Raw genomic sequence first — 16,834 nt, 5'->3', positions numbered from 1 at the left:
CCCGGCATCTCTGGGCAAATCAAACCCCTAGAGTTAGAAAAACGTTCATCGGGTATGGGACCCAATGTCATTTTCAACACAGAAGGAGAAAGAATGAAGAATTTCCGCGGATCAGCAGTTGTTGCTGGCCTGAGCGTCGTAGCCCTAACCCTCGCGGGTTGCGCGGCTACTGAAGAACTGACGCCAACATCCAGCCCTTCGGCTGTGGCTGAAGAGGCGACAATTGCGCCCCTCATCACCGTCGCCTGGAACGATATTGTTGACACCTTTAATTCGAGTTCAGCCGCTGGCAACAATGTGGCCAACTCATTAACTACTTACTTGACTAGTTCAACCTTCAACTATTACGACAACTCACCGGCCCTAGTGCAGAACACTGAGTTTGGCTCATACGAGGTCGTGAGTGAAGACCCACTGACGGTCACGTACACCATTAATGATGGAGTGGTCTGGTCGGATGGAACGGCAATCGACGGAGCCGATCTTGCTTTGGCATGGGCGACGATCTTTGGAAAGTTCAAGGATGCGGACGGGGTCTACATGTTCTCCCACGCTGCTCCTAAAGACAACGTAGCTTCGAAGCTTCCAACAATTAGTGGAAGCACTATCACTTTTGAGTATGACGTTCAGTACGTTGACTGGGAGCTTGCTTTCGGCGTCGGAGTGGCCGCTCATGGAGCCGTTCAGATGGCTTACCCTGACCTAAGCATCGCGGATGCCAAAAGCAAGTTGATTGACTCCATTATGAACGAAGACACCGAATGGCTTGCAGCGGTTGCAACTGTCTGGAACGAGGGCTACTCGTCCGTCAACACTCCAGAGAACCCTCTTGTTTACTTGTCTTCAGGTCCATACGTTCTTGAGGAGCTTGTGGAAGAGCAGTACTCGACTCACGTTCTGAACCCACTCTTCACCTGGGGCCCAAAGCCTCAGTATGAGCGAGTCACTATTCGTCAGATTGAAGACTCGACTGCCGCCATCCAAGCTGTCGACAATGGAGAAATCCAGATTGCCTCGGGTCAGCCAACGGCCGATGTCTTGGCTCTAGTGCAGGCGCTTGCAAACGCAGAGTATGCGTCCAGCGAGGAAGCGGCATACGAGCACATTGACCTTACTGTTAACAACGGAGGCCCATTCGACCCAGCTAGTTACGGCGGAGACGCCGCTAAGGCACTGAAGGTTCGACAGGCATTCTTGCTGTCAGTCCCTCGAAATGAAATCATCGAAAAGTTGATCAAGCCTCTGAATCCAGATGCGAGGGTCCGAACCTCGGTGCTATTTATCCCGGGTGCTGAAGGTTATGACGAGGCTGAGTCCTACTACTCCAACTACTTAGGTGCCGACGATGAAAATCGCGCTAAGGCTAAGGCTCTGCTTGCAGAGGTCGGAGTTTCGACCCCGATTGATGTTGAGTTCTGGTACCCAGAGGGCAACGTTCGCCGCGGCCAGGAGTACGAGCTACTCAAACTATCCGCGGATTCGGTCGGCTTCAACCTAATCGACGAGTCTGAGCCAAACTGGGCATTCACTGAAACGGTTTTCCCAGACCTCAACCCACACGATGCAGTTATCTTCGCTTGGGCTGCAACATCGTTGTCAGTCTCAGGAGACGACCAGTACCTAGTACTCGGAGGACCATCTAACTGGACCGGCTTTGACAACGCAGCCGTAAAGGTGCTGTTGGATGAGTTGACCGTGGCCGTAGATCCTACTGAGCAGCTTCGTATCCGCCTTGCAATTGAGGCAGAGCTTGCAAAGGATGCATACAACATCACCCTCTTCCAGTTCCCAGGTCTAACCTGGTGGGACAAAGGGGTCACTGGCGTATCGCCAAACCTACTTGTTCCTTACTTCTACTGGAACTTCTGGAACTGGGCCGCAACCGCGGGCTAGTCTAGAAACGTAATTGTGAGGGGTCATCATTGTTCATCAGTGGTGGCCCCAAACAATGTAAAAAAGGGCGATGATGCTTAGTTTTATTGTGCGGAGATTTGCGGCGACTCTGGTCGTGCTGCTAGTCGCATCTTTCATTGTCTATCAACTAACCGCCATATCTGGCGACCCATTGGCTGAAATCCGCGCCTCACGAGACCCAAACACACAAGATCGTCTGCGCTACCTAACTGGGATGCTCGATTTGGACGTCCCTCCATTTCTAAGATATTTCTATTGGCTAGGTGGGGCGGCCGGATGCTTGGTTGGACGTTGTGATCTTGGAGTGTCGATAGCTAAGGGTGAGAGTCTTGTGACAGACGCTCTAGCTGGAGCAATTGCTTCAACCCTGCAACTAATCATTTTGGCGACGGTGCTCTCAATTCTGGTGGGGGTTGCTGTTGGCATGACCACTGCACTTCGTCAGTACTCGGGCTATGACTACTCAGTCACCTTCTTCGCTTTCGTTTTTTACTCTCTACCCATTTTCTGGGTGGCAGTTTTGCTAAAGGAGTACGGGGCAATTAGATTCAATCGCTTTTTAGCGGACCCTACTTTTGGCCCCTGGGCACTGATCCTGATCCCACTTTTTCTTGCCGTCATAATTACCGGGATAGCTGGCGGAAGGCTCAAAGCTCGTATTCGTGTTTTCCTGATGTCGCTCGTTTTATCGGTCACTTTGCTCGTCAGTTTAAATATCACCGGTTGGCTTACATCTCCGTCAATTGGAGTGGTTGGCGTGGTACTTGTTACGGCTCTAATTGCAGGAGTGGTGCTCCTGCTTTCCACGGGCTTTGGTCAACGAAGGGCAGTCTATGTCGTTGGTTCCATGGCCCTCGTAGCTGGGGCCATGTGGCTGCCTGGACAGTATCTTTTTTACTACCTAGAGGGCCCACTGGGAATCGTGGCGATGATTTCAATCATGGCGGCTATCGGCGTCGGACTCGCTTTGACCTTCGGCGGAGATGCTCGGGTGCAGATAGCAAAAATCGCCGGGTTCGTTGGAGGCCTCGGCGGTCTTGTTTTAGTAATCGACGAGGCAATGCAGTACTGGAGTACTTACTTGGAATTGATCCCATTGAAGACGGGCTTCGTCTCCACAATTGGCGCTGTTACCCCCACCATTGGACGAGAGGAGAACATGTGGCTCAGTCTGCTGGACTCATACGCGCACTTGATTCTCCCGACAGCAGCTCTCATGATTGTTTCTGTCGCTGGTTATACGCGGTACGCTCGCGCGTCTTTACTTGAGGTTTTGAACCAGGACTACATAAGAACCGCTAGGGCCAAGGGGCTAAATGAGCGAACTGTGATTGTCCGGCACGCTTTTAGAAACGCCATGATACCAATCGCCACAATTATCGCTTTCGATATTTCGGGTCTAATTGGCGGCGCAATTATTACCGAGCGAGTATTCGCTTGGGATGGCATGGGTGCGCTTTTCTCCAAGGGGCTCAATGCCGTCGATGTGAACTTAGTGATGGGCTTCTTCCTAGTCACTGGGCTGCTGGCGGTTGTAGGTAACCTGATTGCCGATCTGCTTTATACCGCTCTGGACCCAAGAATTAGGGTGAACTAATGGCGAGGAAAAAGCGTAACGACAACGCTCAGCTCAACAGCGAAATTACGATCGAGCAGCGAGAGACCGAAGGCCTGTCTCTTGGGACAATAGTCCGTAGGCGTTTTTTAGCTCATAGGGCCGCCATTGCTTCACTGATCGCGCTGGCAGTAATTACCTTGCTTGCCTTTACTTCTGTGGGAATAGTAATTGGTGGAAACGGATCCCTAATTACCGACCCGAACACAGGCAGGCTAGCAGTCGATGGCTTTCGGGTTCCAGGCTGGTGGGCTTACAACTGGTACGAGAACTACGACATTTTGAATCCAGGCGGAACTCCGACCATGACCCTCTGGCCGTTCAGTCCAGGGGCTCACCCATTTGGTCAAGACACCTTAGGCAAGGACATTTTTGCCCGAGTCATGCGCGGCACCCAGCAGTCCCTAACTGTTATTTTCCTTGTTGGACTTATATCGACTGTGTTGGGTGTAGTCATAGGGTCGGTGTCTGGATTCTTCCGCGGATGGCTGGATAGCCTCCTAATGCGCTTTACTGACACCATCATCATTATCCCTACTTTGGTCCTCGGCGCCGTTCTTGGCCGAACTTTTGGTGGCAATGCCTGGTCGCTTGGGATCCTCCTTGGCCTGATCGCCTGGACCGGACTCGCGAGGCTTGTTCGGGCAGAGTTCTTGGCACTTCGAGAGAGAGAATTTGTCGATGCAGCTCGGGTTGCAGGGGCGTCAAATTTTAGAATCATTTTCAGGCACATACTCCCGAACTCAATCGGAGTGATTGTCGTAAACGCAACTTTGCTGATGTCGGCCGCCATTTTGATCGAAACTTCACTCAGTTTCCTCGGGTTTGGCATAACCTCACCCGATATTTCTCTGGGTCAGATTATTTCCGAGTACAACGAGGCATTCAAAACCAGACCTTGGCTTTTCTGGTATCCGGGGTTATTCATTGTCGTGATAGCGCTCGGTATTAATTTCGTGGGTGACGGATTGAGGGACGCGTTTGATCCCAGACAAAGACGCTTGCCCAGAACAGATGGCGCTCTGCAAGACCTCAAGCGCTTGATTGGAAAGCGAAGGGCCGGGAAGTGATACTAGAACGCCAAGGCGGCAAGCAGGGTGAGCGTGATGAGTGCCGAAATGGTCCTAAAGTGCCAAGCTGTGTTCACGCTAGAAATCAAATCCAGCCCTTGAGTTTTTTCCCAACGGTTTCTAATTACAGCGGCCGCGGCTCCGGACTCACTGGTTACAAGATCTCCCGGCCTTACGGTCCCAGCGAGGTAGGTGGAGTCGGGGAGGTGCTGTCCTTGATCTTTAGTGGCAAAGAAGGCTGCGTGGCGTCCAGGGGCCGGCGCTCCCCATGCGGTGTATTTCTTTTGGCCAACGAAAACCGCGAGCGCGTAGCGAGTATCAACTCGATCAATTGCTCCCCAAGAGATGTAGTGACTCCGTATCAAGTTGATAATTCTCACTCCACCATCGTCGACTTCGACTCGCGGCAGCCAAAACATTACTGCGCTGCTATAAACCAAGAGGGCCGCAAGTGGAACAGATCCGAGCGCGCTAGCTACTCCATAATCTCTGACAAAAAGAACCAAAGCCAAGGCCATTACAAGTCCGACGAGGATGGTAATTACTCTGCCGAAAGTAGACCTGAAAACTTGCATGACTCCAATCTATCCGCAGAGGTAATGTCGTGAGCGCAGACAAGCACACCATTATCGAGGCTACGGGGCTTTCGGTTGATTTCTGGGTTGACGGCGAATGGGTAATGGCTGCCTCGGGGGTTAATTTCAGGGTTGGCCCAGGCGAAGTTCTGGCCATTGTGGGTGAGTCGGGATCCGGAAAGTCGACCTCGGCGATGAGCCTTCTGGGCCTATTACCTGTGAACGGCAGATCAGCAGGATCGGTGAAGCTGCGAGGCGAAGAGCTAGTGGGGGCTGAGAAAGCGCGACTGAGACAAATCCGGGGAAAGGAAATTGCGGCGATTTTTCAAGAGCCAATGACTGCTCTAAATCCCGTCTACACGATAGGTTTTCAAATTGTCGAGGCAATTCAGGTTCATAATTCTGGAATGACAAATGCTCAAGCGAAGAACAGGGCACTTGAATTGCTGGCAATGGTCGAGCTTCCGAACCCAGAGAAGGCATTCAGCTCCTACCCTCACCAACTCTCGGGAGGTCAGAGGCAGCGTGCAATGATTGCGCAGTCCATCTCATGCGATCCTCTTTTGCTGATTGCAGATGAGCCAACTACGGCACTTGACGTGACAGTCCAAGCCGAAATATTGAATCTCCTTCGAGGTCTAAATAAAAGACTTAATTCGGCGATTATTTTGATTACCCACGATATGGGCGTGGTGGCAGATTTATCAGATCACATGATTGTCATGAAAGACGGTTTGGTCGTTGAGGCCGGATCAACCATTGATATTTTCAAACGACCTACCCATCGGTACACCAAGGAACTACTTGCAGCGGTTCCTCATTTAGGTACAGTCAGCGTCTCGGAGCCTAGGCCCAGAGACGAGAGGGCTGCGCCATCTCTAAAGATGGAAGCCCTCAACATCGAATACCCTAAGCGCGGTAAAGTGCCGGCTTTTTTGGCAGTGCAAGATGCTACTCTCGAGATTTACCCTGGAGAGGTACTCGGATTGGTCGGGGAGTCGGGCTCAGGTAAGACCACAATTGCAAGAGCTGTCGTCGGGCTTATGCCAATCAAGAGCGGGCAACTCGAAGTCGCAGGCCAAAAGATGGTGGGGGTATCAAAAAAGGATCTCCAGGCTGTCCGCAGAAATATTGGCATTGTATTTCAAGACCCGGGCTCGTCTCTAAACCCGCGTTGGCCAATCGGCCAGTCCATTCAAGAGCCTCTCTTGCTCGCCGGTCAAAGTCCTAAAGATCGAAACGAAAGGGTCGGCGAACTACTGGACATGGTGGAACTTCCAAAGTCCTACCGGAATCGCTATCCGCATGAATTATCTGGGGGGCAGCGCCAGCGAGTCGGCATCGCAAGGGCTTTGGCTCTTAACCCGAAACTTCTGGTTGCCGATGAACCCACAAGCGCCCTGGACGTATCGGTGCAAGCGCGGGTTCTTGAGCTCCTGCAGGAAATTCAAAAGAAGCAGCAGTTTGCAACGCTTTTTGTCTCGCACGATCTTGCAGTGGTAGATCTATTGAGCGACCACATTGCAGTTATGCAGCATGGTGTCATCGTTGAGAGGGGATCAAAAGACCAGATTCTTCGAAATCCTCAGCAGGAATACACCAAAAGGTTGATCGCCGCCGTGCCGGTGCCGGATCCGGAGGCTCAAGCAAAGCGCAGGGAAGATGCCAAGCGGACTTTCGGCCCGAAAGACTAATCTTCCAGTACTGGTTTCTCCGAATCGGGCGCCTTGTAGTCAGGTGCATAAATTGGCAAATACTTCCAAAACAAGAACGCCCCAACAAAGTTAAGTAGACCGGTTGCCGCGAGAGCGCTTGCCAATCCAACGGATGCCGTCAGTACGGTAATCATTGCCGGGGCCAAGGCCACGCCACCGGATGTGAGCATCCTAAAGGCTGCCAAAAATTCGCTTCTTGAGCCCGGAGGGGCCAGGTCTGCACCCAGGATCATGTTTATGCCGGCCGAAAGCGCATTGGCAAGAGCGGTGACGGCCGCCAATATCCAGAAGGTAAATACGTCGGTAACCAAGAATGAGAACAGATACGTCGTTCCAAGGGCTAACAGGGTAGGAACCGAGGACCAGAACTTTCCATAACGGTCCATAATGATGCCGGACAGATAAAACAGAGCAAAGTCTATGAATCCAGTCAGACCAAAAATAAACGAAGTTTCGCCCGGGGGGATGCCTAGTTGAATTGCCAGCAAGGGTAGCCCGATAAGCCTGATGGTTCTCCCGGCTGAAATAATCGCAGATGCCACTCCTAGCGTCGCTAGTTTCGGGGCCTCTCGTCGTGCAACCTTCCAAACGTTTCCGTTTTGACCGGACGGCGTTACTTTTAGACGACCCTTTGGCGCAAGCATTATTGAAGCTCCAGACGCCAGGCACAAAATCGCAGCGGCTAAGTAACCAAATTCAAAACCGTATAAAACGATGAACGCTGAACCCAGCACCGGTCCAATGGCTAAGCCACCGCGAAACATACCTCCAAGAAGTGACATCGATTTTGGTCGGTGTTGCTCGGGAACTATTTCGGCAAGCAGGCTGTGTCGGGCCAAGCCAAACAGAGAATGGGCCGCACCGAACCCTAGAGCGCTTAGAACAAGTGCCGGATAACCCAGATGGAAAAAAGCCAACAGCGTCATGGCAAAACCCAAAACCGTACTGGTAATCATGGCTTGACGCTCGCCGATTTTCGAGTTCAGCCAAGATGCTGGCACCTCGAAGACCATTGTTGAAACCATCAAGACAGTGGTTACGATGCTGGCTTCGGCCAAGCTGAAGCCAAAGACCACAGCCGAAACTGGCAAAATTGGTAGGAGTGCCCCCTCAGCTGCGGTAATCAGGAGAGAGGGTAAGTAGATTGATGTGACTAACTGGCGCTTTCTAAACTCTCCAGATGTCATGGTTCTTATTATTCACCCTCGAACCAAATACAGCAGCGAGAAGTATCAGTGCAGCCGACAGCCCGAGCATCAGTGTCAGGCGCTGGCCGGTTACCGTAAGAAGCAGGATCGTGGAAATAAGTGGGGTAAAAAAGGCAATCGTGCCCACTCGTTGAGCTGGAGCATGCTTCAGTGCGAAGTCCCAAAGGTAGAAAGAGCCACCCAGAGGCCCTAGTCCCATAAGGACCAACCACAGCCATTGGACAGAGTCGATTGTCGCGGGCGGCTCAAAGACGAAATGGGCCCCAATTGCAAGCACTCCGGCAACAAAGCTGTAACCACCAACCGCAGCCGTTGGCGAGTCGGCGAGTGTTTTGCTGATCAGCGAATAACTGGAAAATATAATCGCCGCGATTCCCGCGTAAACATATCCGACTGCGAATCCGCCGACTAATTGGGTCCCCGACAAAATAGCTAATGCGGCACCCGAAAAGCCCAAAATACCTGCAATCCAGTGTTTGTAGGTAAGGCTCGTGCCCCTAATAAAAAGTGGAGCCAACAGCACAACAAATATTGGCCAAAGGTAATTCACGAGATTAGCTTGAACGCTGGGAGCATTTTGCAGCCCGGCGAACAGCGCAAAGTGGTAGCCCAGAAGTCCATAAACGCCAACCAAGAGGACTCTTTTTTTAGGAATCAGCCTTCGGATGCTGAAGCCCGAAACGGGCAAGGCAATGATAGAGCCCACTACTAGGCCAATGCCGGTCATCAAAAGAGGGGGCACTGTGTCCAATAAGATTGCCAAGCTTGCCAGGGAACCCCAGAGAAAAACGGCCGCGAGTGCAGCCAAGTCGCTTCGCACTTCCTGATTCTAGGGCTTGTAATCGGCTGTGAGTTGCCGATTCTTATTACAAATTGTGGCTCATGTTTGGTATCCTTAGGTGCTCGGAGTATTCCGAGGAGCTACTAAGTAACTAAACATGGGGATGATCGGTTTCGACATTGCATTGCTGCGTGGAAGAAGCGGGTCGAGGATGAGCACTTATCTCGTAAACGATGTGTTCAAAACTATAGGTGCCAAAACAAAGCGCGCCGACTTCGCCCTAGCTGCATAGCTAGCCTCGAGGTCCGTCTGACTAGGTATGATTTCGATCTAGATCCAGACGTCATTTAGAAATCTAGCTAGCCGCTTGCGTCAAAGGTGCGGTTGGGACTTTTTACTTTGACTGGGCTTGTCGGCGTAGTTGCTTCAAATAAATGCCGGAGCCGAGTAGAACGAATTCTGAAGCTACACCCGTAGAAGAGCCATAATCGATGTCATGGACGGGGGTTCAATTCCCCCCATCTCCACAACCCCCATATAACTAAAGGCCCCTCTAATCCGGGGCCTTTAGTTATTTAACGAGAGGGCTTGCTGCCGAACAGGCGGCTGTCTCGGCCGCGGCCAATAGACTTATGCAAATGGCTGAGCTAGATATTGGGAGACAGATTAGAGACCTAGAGTCTCTCTTTCAGGGGATCTCCAAAGTCCTAAACCCCGAGGGCCTAAAGACAAGAGTCAGCGACTTAGAGGCGCAGGCAACCGATCCGCATATTTGGGACGACCAGGTGAATGCTCAGGCGGTTACCACTGAGCTGTCGCGCACCAAGGCGCAACTTTCTCAGCTAGAGGAGCTCGGCCAGGACATAAAAGACCTAGAGGATTTCAAGGAAATGGCCCTGGAGGACAAAAGTGAAGCAGACGAATTCGCCCTTGAGCTCGCGAGGGTAACGAGCGAACTTGACCTGCTGGAGACGCAAACCTTGTTGAACGGCGAATATGACCCAGAGGGGCAATCCTCTCGGTGCGCTCCGGTGCCGGCGGCGATGATGCGACTGACTTCGCCGAAATGCTAATGCGAATGTATTTGCGTTACGCCGAGAAAAATGGACACAAGGCCAAGGTCTTGGAAATTTCTCACTCGGAGGGTGCCGGCATAAAAAGCGCGACCGTGGAAATGGATTTCCCTTATGCCTACGGGCAGCTGTCGATCGAGTCCGGCACTCATCGTCTGGTCCGCATGAGTCCATTTAATGCTGCCGGAAAAAGACAGACATCTTTTGCGGCAATAGAAGTTGTTCCCGTCATGGCTGTTACTGAATCGGTAGAAATTCCGGACTCAGATATTCGAATAGATGTTTTTAGGTCTTCTGGCCCGGGCGGTCAATCGGTCAACACCACCGACTCTGCTGTGAGGATCACCCACACACCTTCCGGCATTGTCGTGTCCTGCCAAAACGAAAAGAGCCAGTTGCAAAACAAGGCTTCTGCGATGAGGGTCTTGCAATCCAAGCTTCTTGATGCCCAGCGTCGTGCGGACAACGAGAAACGTAAGGAGCTCGCCGGTGATGTGAAGGCCAGCTGGGGAGAGCAGATGCGCTCCTACGTTCTAGCCCCCTATCAGATGGTTAAGGACCTAAGAACAAACTACGAGGAGAACAACCCCGACGATGTGTTCGATGGAAAACTCGAGGGTTTTATCTCCTCGGGAATCAGGTGGCGCAAAATGGGGCAGTCAAACTAGCTCTGCAGTTTTCTTTTACTCCGCCTAGGCTTAGTAAAACCAACACCAATTAGGAGCATAAGTGCCAAGGGAACGCGGTCAAAAAGCGGTAGCGACAAACCGCAAAGCTCGCCACGATTACCTCATAGAGGACGAGATCGAGGCTGGCTTGGTGTTGACTGGAACCGAGGTTAAGTCTCTGCGGGAGGGACGAGCGTCTCTGGTGGACGGCTATGCGGTCATCGATCGCGGCGAGGCTTGGCTCGAAAATGTTCACATTCCGGAGTTCTTAGCAGGGTCTTGGACAAATCACGGGACAAGGCGTCGACGGAAGTTACTGATGCACAGGGCTGAAATAGAAAAGCTAGCCGGAAAAATTAGTGGCTCAGGAATGACATTGATTCCGCTGTCGTTGTATTTTTCGGATGGCAACGCGAAGGTAAAGATCGCTCTTGCCAAAGGTAAAAAAGAATATGACAAACGCCAGAGCCTAAAAGAGGCTCAGGACACCCGAGAAGTCGCGAGAGCCGTGGCAACTCTTGGTAAAGAGTGGTGAGTGCTTTTCTCTCAACTTTTATCGGGATAGAGTTACTGAAGTACTGAGGAGCTAGTTTTGACTTATTTAATTGCGTTGCCATGTGTCGATGTGAAGGACAAGGCCTGCATTGATGAGTGCCCCGTTGATTGCATCTATGAGGGCGACCGCATGCTCTACATCCACCCAGATGAGTGCGTTGACTGTGGTGCCTGTGAGCCAGTTTGTCCGGTCGAGGCTATTTACTACGAAGATGATATTCCCGCTGAGTGGAGCGACTATTACAAAGTAAATGTTGATTTCTTCGACGAAGTCGGCTCTCCTGGAGGCGCTGCAAAAGTGGGCCCAATCGCCGGAGATCACCCTATAGTTGCCGCTCTGCCTCCGCAGTTGCAGGCGTAATTTTCACAACTTTTTCTGGTGGTAAACACAAGTGCCCTAGGCTGTGGCCTAAGCATGACTAGGAGTAGCAATTGAGCGCGAATAAGGTTTCCATCGACATCGATGGCAAAGTTGAAGAGTATGCGGTTATTCCTGCGACTCAAGGCCCATCGGGCATAGACATTTCAAATCTAATTACCAACACTGGTTTGACTGCGTTTGACCAAGGCTTCGTAAACACCGCTTCCACAAAATCCGCAATAACTTTTATTGACGGGGATAAGGGAATCCTGCGCTATCGCGGATATCCGATTGAGCAACTTGCTGCTAACAAAAGCTTCCTTGAAACTTCCTATCTTCTAATCTACGGCGAATTGCCTACAGCAGCAGAAGCTGAAGAGTTTGATCAGAATCTAAGGCGCCACACTCTTATTCATGAGGGCATGAAGGACTTTTTCAAGGCCTTTCCTCAGGATGCTCACCCGATGTCGGTTATGTCTGCTGGGGTCAGTGCTTTGTCGACTTTCTACCAAGACTCGCTTGACACCAAAGACCCTGAGCAGGTGGAACTTTCAACACTCAGGCTCTTAGCCAAACTGCCGGTAATCGCCTCATACGCTTATAAATCTTCAATTGGGCAAGCGCTACTTTACCCAGATAATTCTTATTCACTGGTTGAGAATTTCTTGAAGATGACATTCGGAAATTACGCCGAAGATTATTCTCAGAACTCGGTGGTTACTCAGGCGCTAGACACGCTGTTATTACTTCACGCCGATCACGAACAGAACTGCAGCACCTCAACTGTTCGATTGGTTGGCTCCTCAAATGCCAACATTTTTGCGTCCGTTGCGTCTGGGATAAACGCTCTTTCTGGTCCATCGCACGGTGGTGCAAATGAAGCGGTTTTGGAAATGCTCAGCTCTATCCAAAACTCCGGCGAGGGCGTTAGCCAGTACGTAGATCGAATTAAGAACAAAGAAGAAGGCATTCGACTCATGGGATTTGGGCATCGAATCTATAAGTCCTTTGACCCCAGGGCGACGATTGTTAAGCAGACTGCCGATCAGGTTCTAAGTGAATTAGGCATCAACGATCCGATGCTGGAAATCGCCAAGGAGCTTGAGGCAGTTGCGCTTTCGGATGAGTATTTTGTGGAGCGCAAGCTTTACCCGAACGTCGATTTCTATACCGGCGTTATTTACAAAGCTCTAGGTTTCCCTCCTCGAATGTTCACACCGCTGTTCGCAGTTGGACGACTTCCGGGTTGGATTGCACATTGGCGCGAGATGATGGAAGACCCAAGTACTCGTATTGGTAGGCCGCAGCAGCTCTACACAGGTCCAGCCGAACGCTCACTCTAGATTTTTTGGTACATCCGCACCCGGGTGCTACCGAACTTTTTGTCGGAAATTACTCGTATCCAATCTGGATAATCTAAATTGTCAGTTTTATCCGAGCGCTCGACTACTAATGTCGCGTCTGGGCTCAGTTGGTCACTTAGCGCTGTCAAGATTTTGAGAAGCTCACTGTTGGCAAATTCATAGGGTGGGTCTAAAAACACCAAGTCAAACACTTGGGTTGCGTTTTTTAGATACCTGAAAGCATCTATGTTTTTGTTTGACACTGCTGCGCCAGGGCGTTTTTTTTGAACCGCCTTAAGGACCTGAATCGAGTTCTCGAGGCAAATTTCGTGGGCTTCGGGGTTCTTCTCGACGAGGATAACGTTGGTGGCGCCGCGAGATAGGGATTCAAGACCCAGCGCTCCGGTGCCGGCGAACAAATCAAGCACTACGCAGTCTTCTATTAGCCCTCGAGCCTCTAGGGCGGCAAAAATAGATTCTTTGACTCGATCCCCTGTCGGGCGAGTGGACTTAGCTACCGAGTGCAATCTAATTGACCCGGCATCTCCCGAAATTATTCTGCTCACGCAAGTGAGCCTAGTGAATCTTTTTTCAGAACATCGGTCATGATTGGCGTGTGCTTACCGATTTGACGCTATTGGCCGGAGTTCTTGGAGATAAAACCGCCAAGGCTCTCGATAAGCAGTTTGGAATCAAAACGGTTGCGGAACTACTTTTGCATTTTCCAAGACGCTACTCCAAACGCGGCGAGCTCACCGATTTTTCATCGCTACCAATCGGTGAAGTGGTAACCGTTGTTGGTCAGGTTCAAAGCACTAACCAGCGCAGCATGAAGGGGCGCAAGGGCAGTATCTTCGAGGTGGTTCTCGGAGATGGAAATGGTCAACTAACCCTGGCTTTTTTCAATCAAGCCTGGCGGCAGGCCGAGCTACATGCCGGTGTTCAGGGGTTATTTTCTGGAAAAATCGGGGCCTTCTCGGGCAGATTACAGCTCACTCATCCCGATTATGAACTGTTCGACGCCGAAATTATCGATCAGCAGGCCAAGGCCTGGGCCGAGCTCCCGATTCCGATTTACCCGGCAACCGGAACCCTATCAAGCTGGCGGATTCAGAAAGCTGTCGAAAAAGTGCTTGATGCAAGGCACCAGGCTCAAGAGGTCATTCCAGCTGAGCTTCTAGAAAAACAGAAGCTCATGCCGCTTTTGACCGCAATAGAAATGATTCACCGCCCCAAAAAAGATTCGGACTGGGAGCAGGCCACTAATTCTTTGAAGTTTCACGAAGCCATGCTTTTACAGCTTGGTTTGCTGGAGCGAAGAAAAAAAGCCGAGTTAGAAGAGGCCGCCGTGTACAAATCTGGAGCGCTGCTTTCTAGATTCGATGAAGGTCTTCCATTCGACCTGACCCCCGGACAGATCGACGCAGGAACTCAGATTGCGGCCGATTTAGCTCGTGGTCACCCAATGAACCGCATGCTTCAGGGTGAGGTGGGTTCAGGCAAGACAGTTGTGGCTCTTCGAGCCGTTCTAGCGGTCGCGGAATCCGGCGGACAGAGTGCTCTTCTGGCACCAACCGAGGTCTTGGCGTCGCAGCACTTTCGATCAATAGTTCAAGCGCTCGGCCCAGCCGTAACTAAGGAGCTTGGAGTCAGGCTGCTGACTGGGCAACAGCCCCTGGCCATGCGTAAAAAGACTCTGCTGGACATGGCATCTGGTAACTGCCGTCTTGTAATCGGAACTCACGCGTTACTGAGTGAAAACGTTTCTTTTTTTGACCTTGGTTTAGTGATTATTGACGAGCAACATCGATTCGGAGTGGGCCAGCGTGAAGCCCTCAAGTCCAAGGCGAAAAACTCTCCGCACAGCTTGGTGATGACCGCAACTCCAATTCCTCGGACGCTTGCAGTCACGGTCTTTGGCGATCTCGATGTTTCTTCCCTCAGGGAGCTTCCCAAGGGTCGTCAGCCAATTGTGACTCATATCGTCGATATCTCTCGCAAGGACCTTGTCGCCAGGGTATGGGAGCGGGTTTCTGAAGAAGTATCAGCAGGCAGGCAGGCGTTTGTTGTTTGTCCAAAAATCGACCCTCAGCAAACAGAAGACACTGGAGCAATGGTTCCGGAGTCTGAAGATTTGGAATCCGAGCCTGGGCTCGAGCCTGCAAGCGTCACAAGTGTGTTTGCCTCCCTGGAAAACAACAAGATGCTGGCAGGGATTCGAATTGGCTTACTCCATGGCCGCATGAGCTCGAAGGAAAAAGACGAGGTCATGGATCAGTTTGAATCTGGTCAACTCCAGGTGCTTGTCGCCACCACCGTTATTGAGGTCGGAGTGAATGTGCCAAATGCCTCAACAATGGTCGTGCTGGACGCAGATCACTTCGGACTTTCTCAGCTCCACCAGCTTCGTGGTCGTGTGGGCAGGGGAGAGCATGCCGGGCTTTGTCTCTTGGTTTCAGGGGTAGATAGGGAAACCTTGGCGTTTCAGCGCTTAGATGCTCTGAGTCGAATCAGCGACGGTTTTGAACTCTCGGAGATAGACCTTGATGTTCGGGGCGAGGGCGATGTTTTGGGTGACACCCAATCGGGGGGCCGCTCGTCGTTGCAGCTTCTTCGTGTTGTTAGGGATGCCAAATTGATTCAAGAGGTGAGGCCACTGGCCGTCGAGGTGGAAAAAGCCGGCATGTCTGAACAATTGACATTGGTTTTGGAAATACAGGATGCGGGGCAGCTAGCTCGCGGGTAACCTAGTGACGTGAGTTCTGTAGCGATTTATCCGGGGTCTTTTGACCCGATAACAAGAGGGCACCTGTCGGTGCTCTCACGCTCCGCAACGGTCTTTGACCAGGTCTATCTGCTCATAGTCCATAACAGCTCCAAAACAGCCGCTATGGACCTTGAGACCCGTGTGGCGATGGCGGAAGGGGCGATAGCGGAAGCTGGCCTTGCTGCCAAGTGTTCAGTTCAGTCACTGAACAGTGGTCTTCTTATAAATAAGGCCCAAGAGCTTGGTGCAAATGCAATCGTAAAAGGCTTTCGTAACTCAGCAGACATCGACTACGAACTGCCGATGGCGAAGGTGAATCATGACCTCGCCGGGATTGAGACAGTGTTTATTGCCTCCGAGGGGAACTTCGGGCACGTTTCTTCAAGTTTGGTCAAGGAGGTCTTCGCCTTAGGCGGAGATATATCCAAATACGTAACTCCATCGGTTCTAAAAAAGATGCAAGAAGGAAAAGAATGACCCTGCTGGTTGCAGTCCACGATCTAATGAAACGACCCGGTCAAATGCGGGAGCTCCAGATTGATCACGTTCAGGAAATCGGAATCGGAACCTCAGTTGTTGAGGTCCCTGCCGAGTCAACCATAGAGATTTCCCTGAAGCTCGAGTCAGTCCACGAGGGCGTTTTGGCCACCGGCGAGGTCTTCGCAGTTGCCGAAGCCCAGTGCTCGAGATGCCTAGATCCGATCAACCTTGAGGTTGAGGTGGATTTTCAGGAACTTTTCGCCTACTCTTCTAGCTCGGATGAAGATTTGGTTGTTCTTGGTGAACACATCGACTTAGAACAGGTCCTCATTGATTCGATAGTCTTGAATCTTCCCTTCCAGCCTGTGTGCGCCAAGACCTGTCTTGGCTTGTGCCCAGACTGCGGAATAAGGTTGAATCAAGATGTAGAACACGGCCACGAAAAACCGGTTGATCCGCGTTTCAGTGCGCTACAAGATTTCGCGAATAAGGAAGAGTAAAGATGCCAGTACCAAAACGTCGACAGTCTCGCTCGAACACACGCTCACGTCGCTCTCAGTGGAAGGCTGCGCCAATCACATTGGTAAAGACCATTGAAAATGGCGAGACCGTTTACAGCTTGCCTCACCGTGCCAAGGTGGTAACCGACTCTGTCGGCACCGCACTTTATATGGAATACAAGGGCCGCAAGGTAGCAGACGCATAACCA

At 51.4% G+C, this 16,834-nt stretch carries 16 protein-coding genes and 1 other RNA gene; 13 read left to right on the top strand and 4 right to left on the bottom strand.

What is annotated here, in order from left to right:
* Positions 1–93: 93 nt before the first annotated feature.
* The 3 genes from ABXT50_RS04655 to ABXT50_RS04645 all read left to right on the top strand — a co-directional run bounded on the left by ABXT50_RS04655 (position 94) and on the right by ABXT50_RS04645 (position 4,599).
* Positions 94–1,893, top strand: a complete 1,800-nt coding sequence (locus ABXT50_RS04655; RefSeq protein ID WP_415273727.1) for an ABC transporter substrate-binding protein — start codon at positions 94–96, stop codon at positions 1,891–1,893.
* A gap of 70 nt (positions 1,894–1,963) precedes the next feature.
* Positions 1,964–3,511: an ABC transporter permease subunit gene (locus ABXT50_RS04650; protein ID WP_415273726.1), complete on the top strand. Its 1,548-nt coding sequence runs from the start codon at positions 1,964–1,966 to the stop codon at positions 3,509–3,511.
* On the top strand, positions 3,511–4,599 hold the full coding sequence (locus tag ABXT50_RS04645; protein ID WP_415273725.1) for an ABC transporter permease: 1,089 nt from the start codon (positions 3,511–3,513) through the stop codon (positions 4,597–4,599). Before ABXT50_RS04650 ends, ABXT50_RS04645 begins: the two co-directional genes overlap by 1 nt.
* A gap of 2 nt (positions 4,600–4,601) precedes the next feature.
* Here ABXT50_RS04645 and ABXT50_RS04640 read toward each other — a convergent pair whose 3' ends face one another.
* Complete coding sequence (locus tag ABXT50_RS04640; protein WP_415273724.1) at positions 4,602–5,174, bottom strand: PH domain-containing protein; 573 nt, start codon at positions 5,172–5,174, stop codon at positions 4,602–4,604.
* A gap of 29 nt (positions 5,175–5,203) precedes the next feature.
* Between ABXT50_RS04640 and ABXT50_RS04635 the strand changes: the two genes are divergently transcribed.
* Positions 5,204–6,868, top strand: a complete 1,665-nt coding sequence (locus tag ABXT50_RS04635; protein ID WP_415273723.1) for an ABC transporter ATP-binding protein — start codon at positions 5,204–5,206, stop codon at positions 6,866–6,868.
* Here the strand turns inward: ABXT50_RS04635 and ABXT50_RS04630 are convergent.
* Together ABXT50_RS04630 and ABXT50_RS04625 are read right to left on the bottom strand one after the other, a co-directional pair.
* Entirely contained in the window at positions 6,865–8,076 is a 1,212-nt protein-coding gene (locus tag ABXT50_RS04630; protein ID WP_415273722.1) for an MFS transporter, read from the bottom strand. The genes ABXT50_RS04635 and ABXT50_RS04630 overlap by 4 nt on opposite strands.
* A complete protein-coding gene (locus tag ABXT50_RS04625; protein WP_415273721.1) occupies positions 8,057–8,917 on the bottom strand; it encodes a DMT family transporter in 861 nt (286 codons plus the stop codon). Before ABXT50_RS04625 ends, ABXT50_RS04630 begins: the two co-directional genes overlap by 20 nt.
* A gap of 120 nt (positions 8,918–9,037) precedes the next feature.
* On the opposite strand from ABXT50_RS04625, the gene ssrA reads away from it, so the two are divergent.
* The 5 genes from ssrA (at position 9,038) to ABXT50_RS04600 (ending at position 12,878) form a co-directional block, all read left to right on the top strand.
* Positions 9,038–9,408, top strand: a transfer-messenger RNA (tmRNA) gene (ssrA, locus tag ABXT50_RS04620).
* 108 nt (positions 9,409–9,516) lie between these two features.
* Positions 9,517–10,619, top strand: a protein-coding gene (prfB, locus tag ABXT50_RS04615; RefSeq protein WP_415273720.1) for a peptide chain release factor 2 whose coding sequence is annotated in 2 segments (ribosomal slippage) — positions 9,517–9,883 and positions 9,883–10,619 — 1,104 coding nt in all. Because the reading frame shifts where the segments join, the coding sequence is not laid out codon by codon here.
* Positions 10,620–10,680: 61 nt separating this feature from the next.
* Positions 10,681–11,154, top strand: coding sequence for an SsrA-binding protein SmpB (gene smpB, locus ABXT50_RS04610; protein ID WP_415273719.1), 474 nt, complete (start codon positions 10,681–10,683; stop codon positions 11,152–11,154).
* 57 nt (positions 11,155–11,211) lie between these two features.
* Positions 11,212–11,535, top strand: a complete 324-nt coding sequence (gene fdxA, locus ABXT50_RS04605; RefSeq protein WP_415273718.1) for a ferredoxin — start codon at positions 11,212–11,214, stop codon at positions 11,533–11,535.
* A gap of 71 nt (positions 11,536–11,606) precedes the next feature.
* A complete protein-coding gene (locus ABXT50_RS04600; protein ID WP_415273717.1) occupies positions 11,607–12,878 on the top strand; it encodes a citrate synthase in 1,272 nt (423 codons plus the stop codon).
* Here the strand turns inward: ABXT50_RS04600 and rsmD are convergent.
* The gene (rsmD, locus tag ABXT50_RS04595; protein WP_415273716.1) at positions 12,875–13,444 is read right to left on the bottom strand and encodes a 16S rRNA (guanine(966)-N(2))-methyltransferase RsmD; all 570 of its coding nucleotides are present in this window, start codon (positions 13,442–13,444) and stop codon (positions 12,875–12,877) included. The genes ABXT50_RS04600 and rsmD overlap by 4 nt on opposite strands.
* Positions 13,445–13,494: 50 nt before the next feature.
* Here rsmD and ABXT50_RS04590 point away from each other — a divergent pair, with 50 nt between their 5' ends.
* The 4 genes from ABXT50_RS04590 to rpmF are packed head-to-tail and all read left to right on the top strand — an operon-like array spanning position 13,495 to position 16,831.
* Entirely contained in the window at positions 13,495–15,624 is a 2,130-nt protein-coding gene (locus ABXT50_RS04590; protein WP_415273715.1) for an ATP-dependent DNA helicase RecG, read from the top strand.
* A gap of 9 nt (positions 15,625–15,633) precedes the next feature.
* Positions 15,634–16,122, top strand: coding sequence for a pantetheine-phosphate adenylyltransferase (coaD, locus tag ABXT50_RS04585; protein ID WP_415273714.1), 489 nt, complete (start codon positions 15,634–15,636; stop codon positions 16,120–16,122).
* Positions 16,119–16,625, top strand: coding sequence for a YceD family protein (locus tag ABXT50_RS04580; protein WP_415273713.1), 507 nt, complete (start codon positions 16,119–16,121; stop codon positions 16,623–16,625). The genes coaD and ABXT50_RS04580 overlap by 4 nt, the downstream gene beginning before the upstream one ends.
* A 2-nt stretch (positions 16,626–16,627) precedes the next feature.
* Positions 16,628–16,831, top strand: coding sequence for a 50S ribosomal protein L32 (rpmF, locus tag ABXT50_RS04575; protein ID WP_040325276.1), 204 nt, complete (start codon positions 16,628–16,630; stop codon positions 16,829–16,831).
* Positions 16,832–16,834 lie beyond the last annotated feature (3 nt).

The organism is Aquiluna sp. Uisw_065 (genome assembly GCF_047731275.1).
Lineage (GTDB): Bacteria > Actinomycetota > Actinomycetes > Actinomycetales > Microbacteriaceae > Aquiluna.
This window is presented reverse-complemented; position numbering and strand designations above follow the sequence as displayed.

What these genes read in the sequence shown, in the direction of transcription:
- ABXT50_RS04655 (WP_415273727.1), top strand. Translation starts at nt 94, where the DNA reads ATGAAGAATTTCCGCGGATCAGCAGTTGTTGCTGGCCTGAGCGTCGTA.
- ABXT50_RS04650 (WP_415273726.1), top strand. Translation starts at nt 1,964, where the DNA reads ATGATGCTTAGTTTTATTGTGCGGAGATTTGCGGCGACTCTGGTCGTG.
- ABXT50_RS04645 (WP_415273725.1), top strand. Translation starts at nt 3,511, where the DNA reads ATGGCGAGGAAAAAGCGTAACGACAACGCTCAGCTCAACAGCGAAATT.
- ABXT50_RS04640 (WP_415273724.1), bottom strand. Translation starts at nt 5,174, where the DNA reads ATGCAAGTTTTCAGGTCTACTTTCGGCAGAGTAATTACCATCCTCGTC.
- ABXT50_RS04630 (WP_415273722.1), bottom strand. Translation starts at nt 8,076, where the DNA reads ATGACATCTGGAGAGTTTAGAAAGCGCCAGTTAGTCACATCAATCTAC.
- ABXT50_RS04580 (WP_415273713.1), top strand. Translation starts at nt 16,119, where the DNA reads ATGACCCTGCTGGTTGCAGTCCACGATCTAATGAAACGACCCGGTCAA.
- rpmF (WP_040325276.1), top strand. Translation starts at nt 16,628, where the DNA reads ATGCCAGTACCAAAACGTCGACAGTCTCGCTCGAACACACGCTCACGT.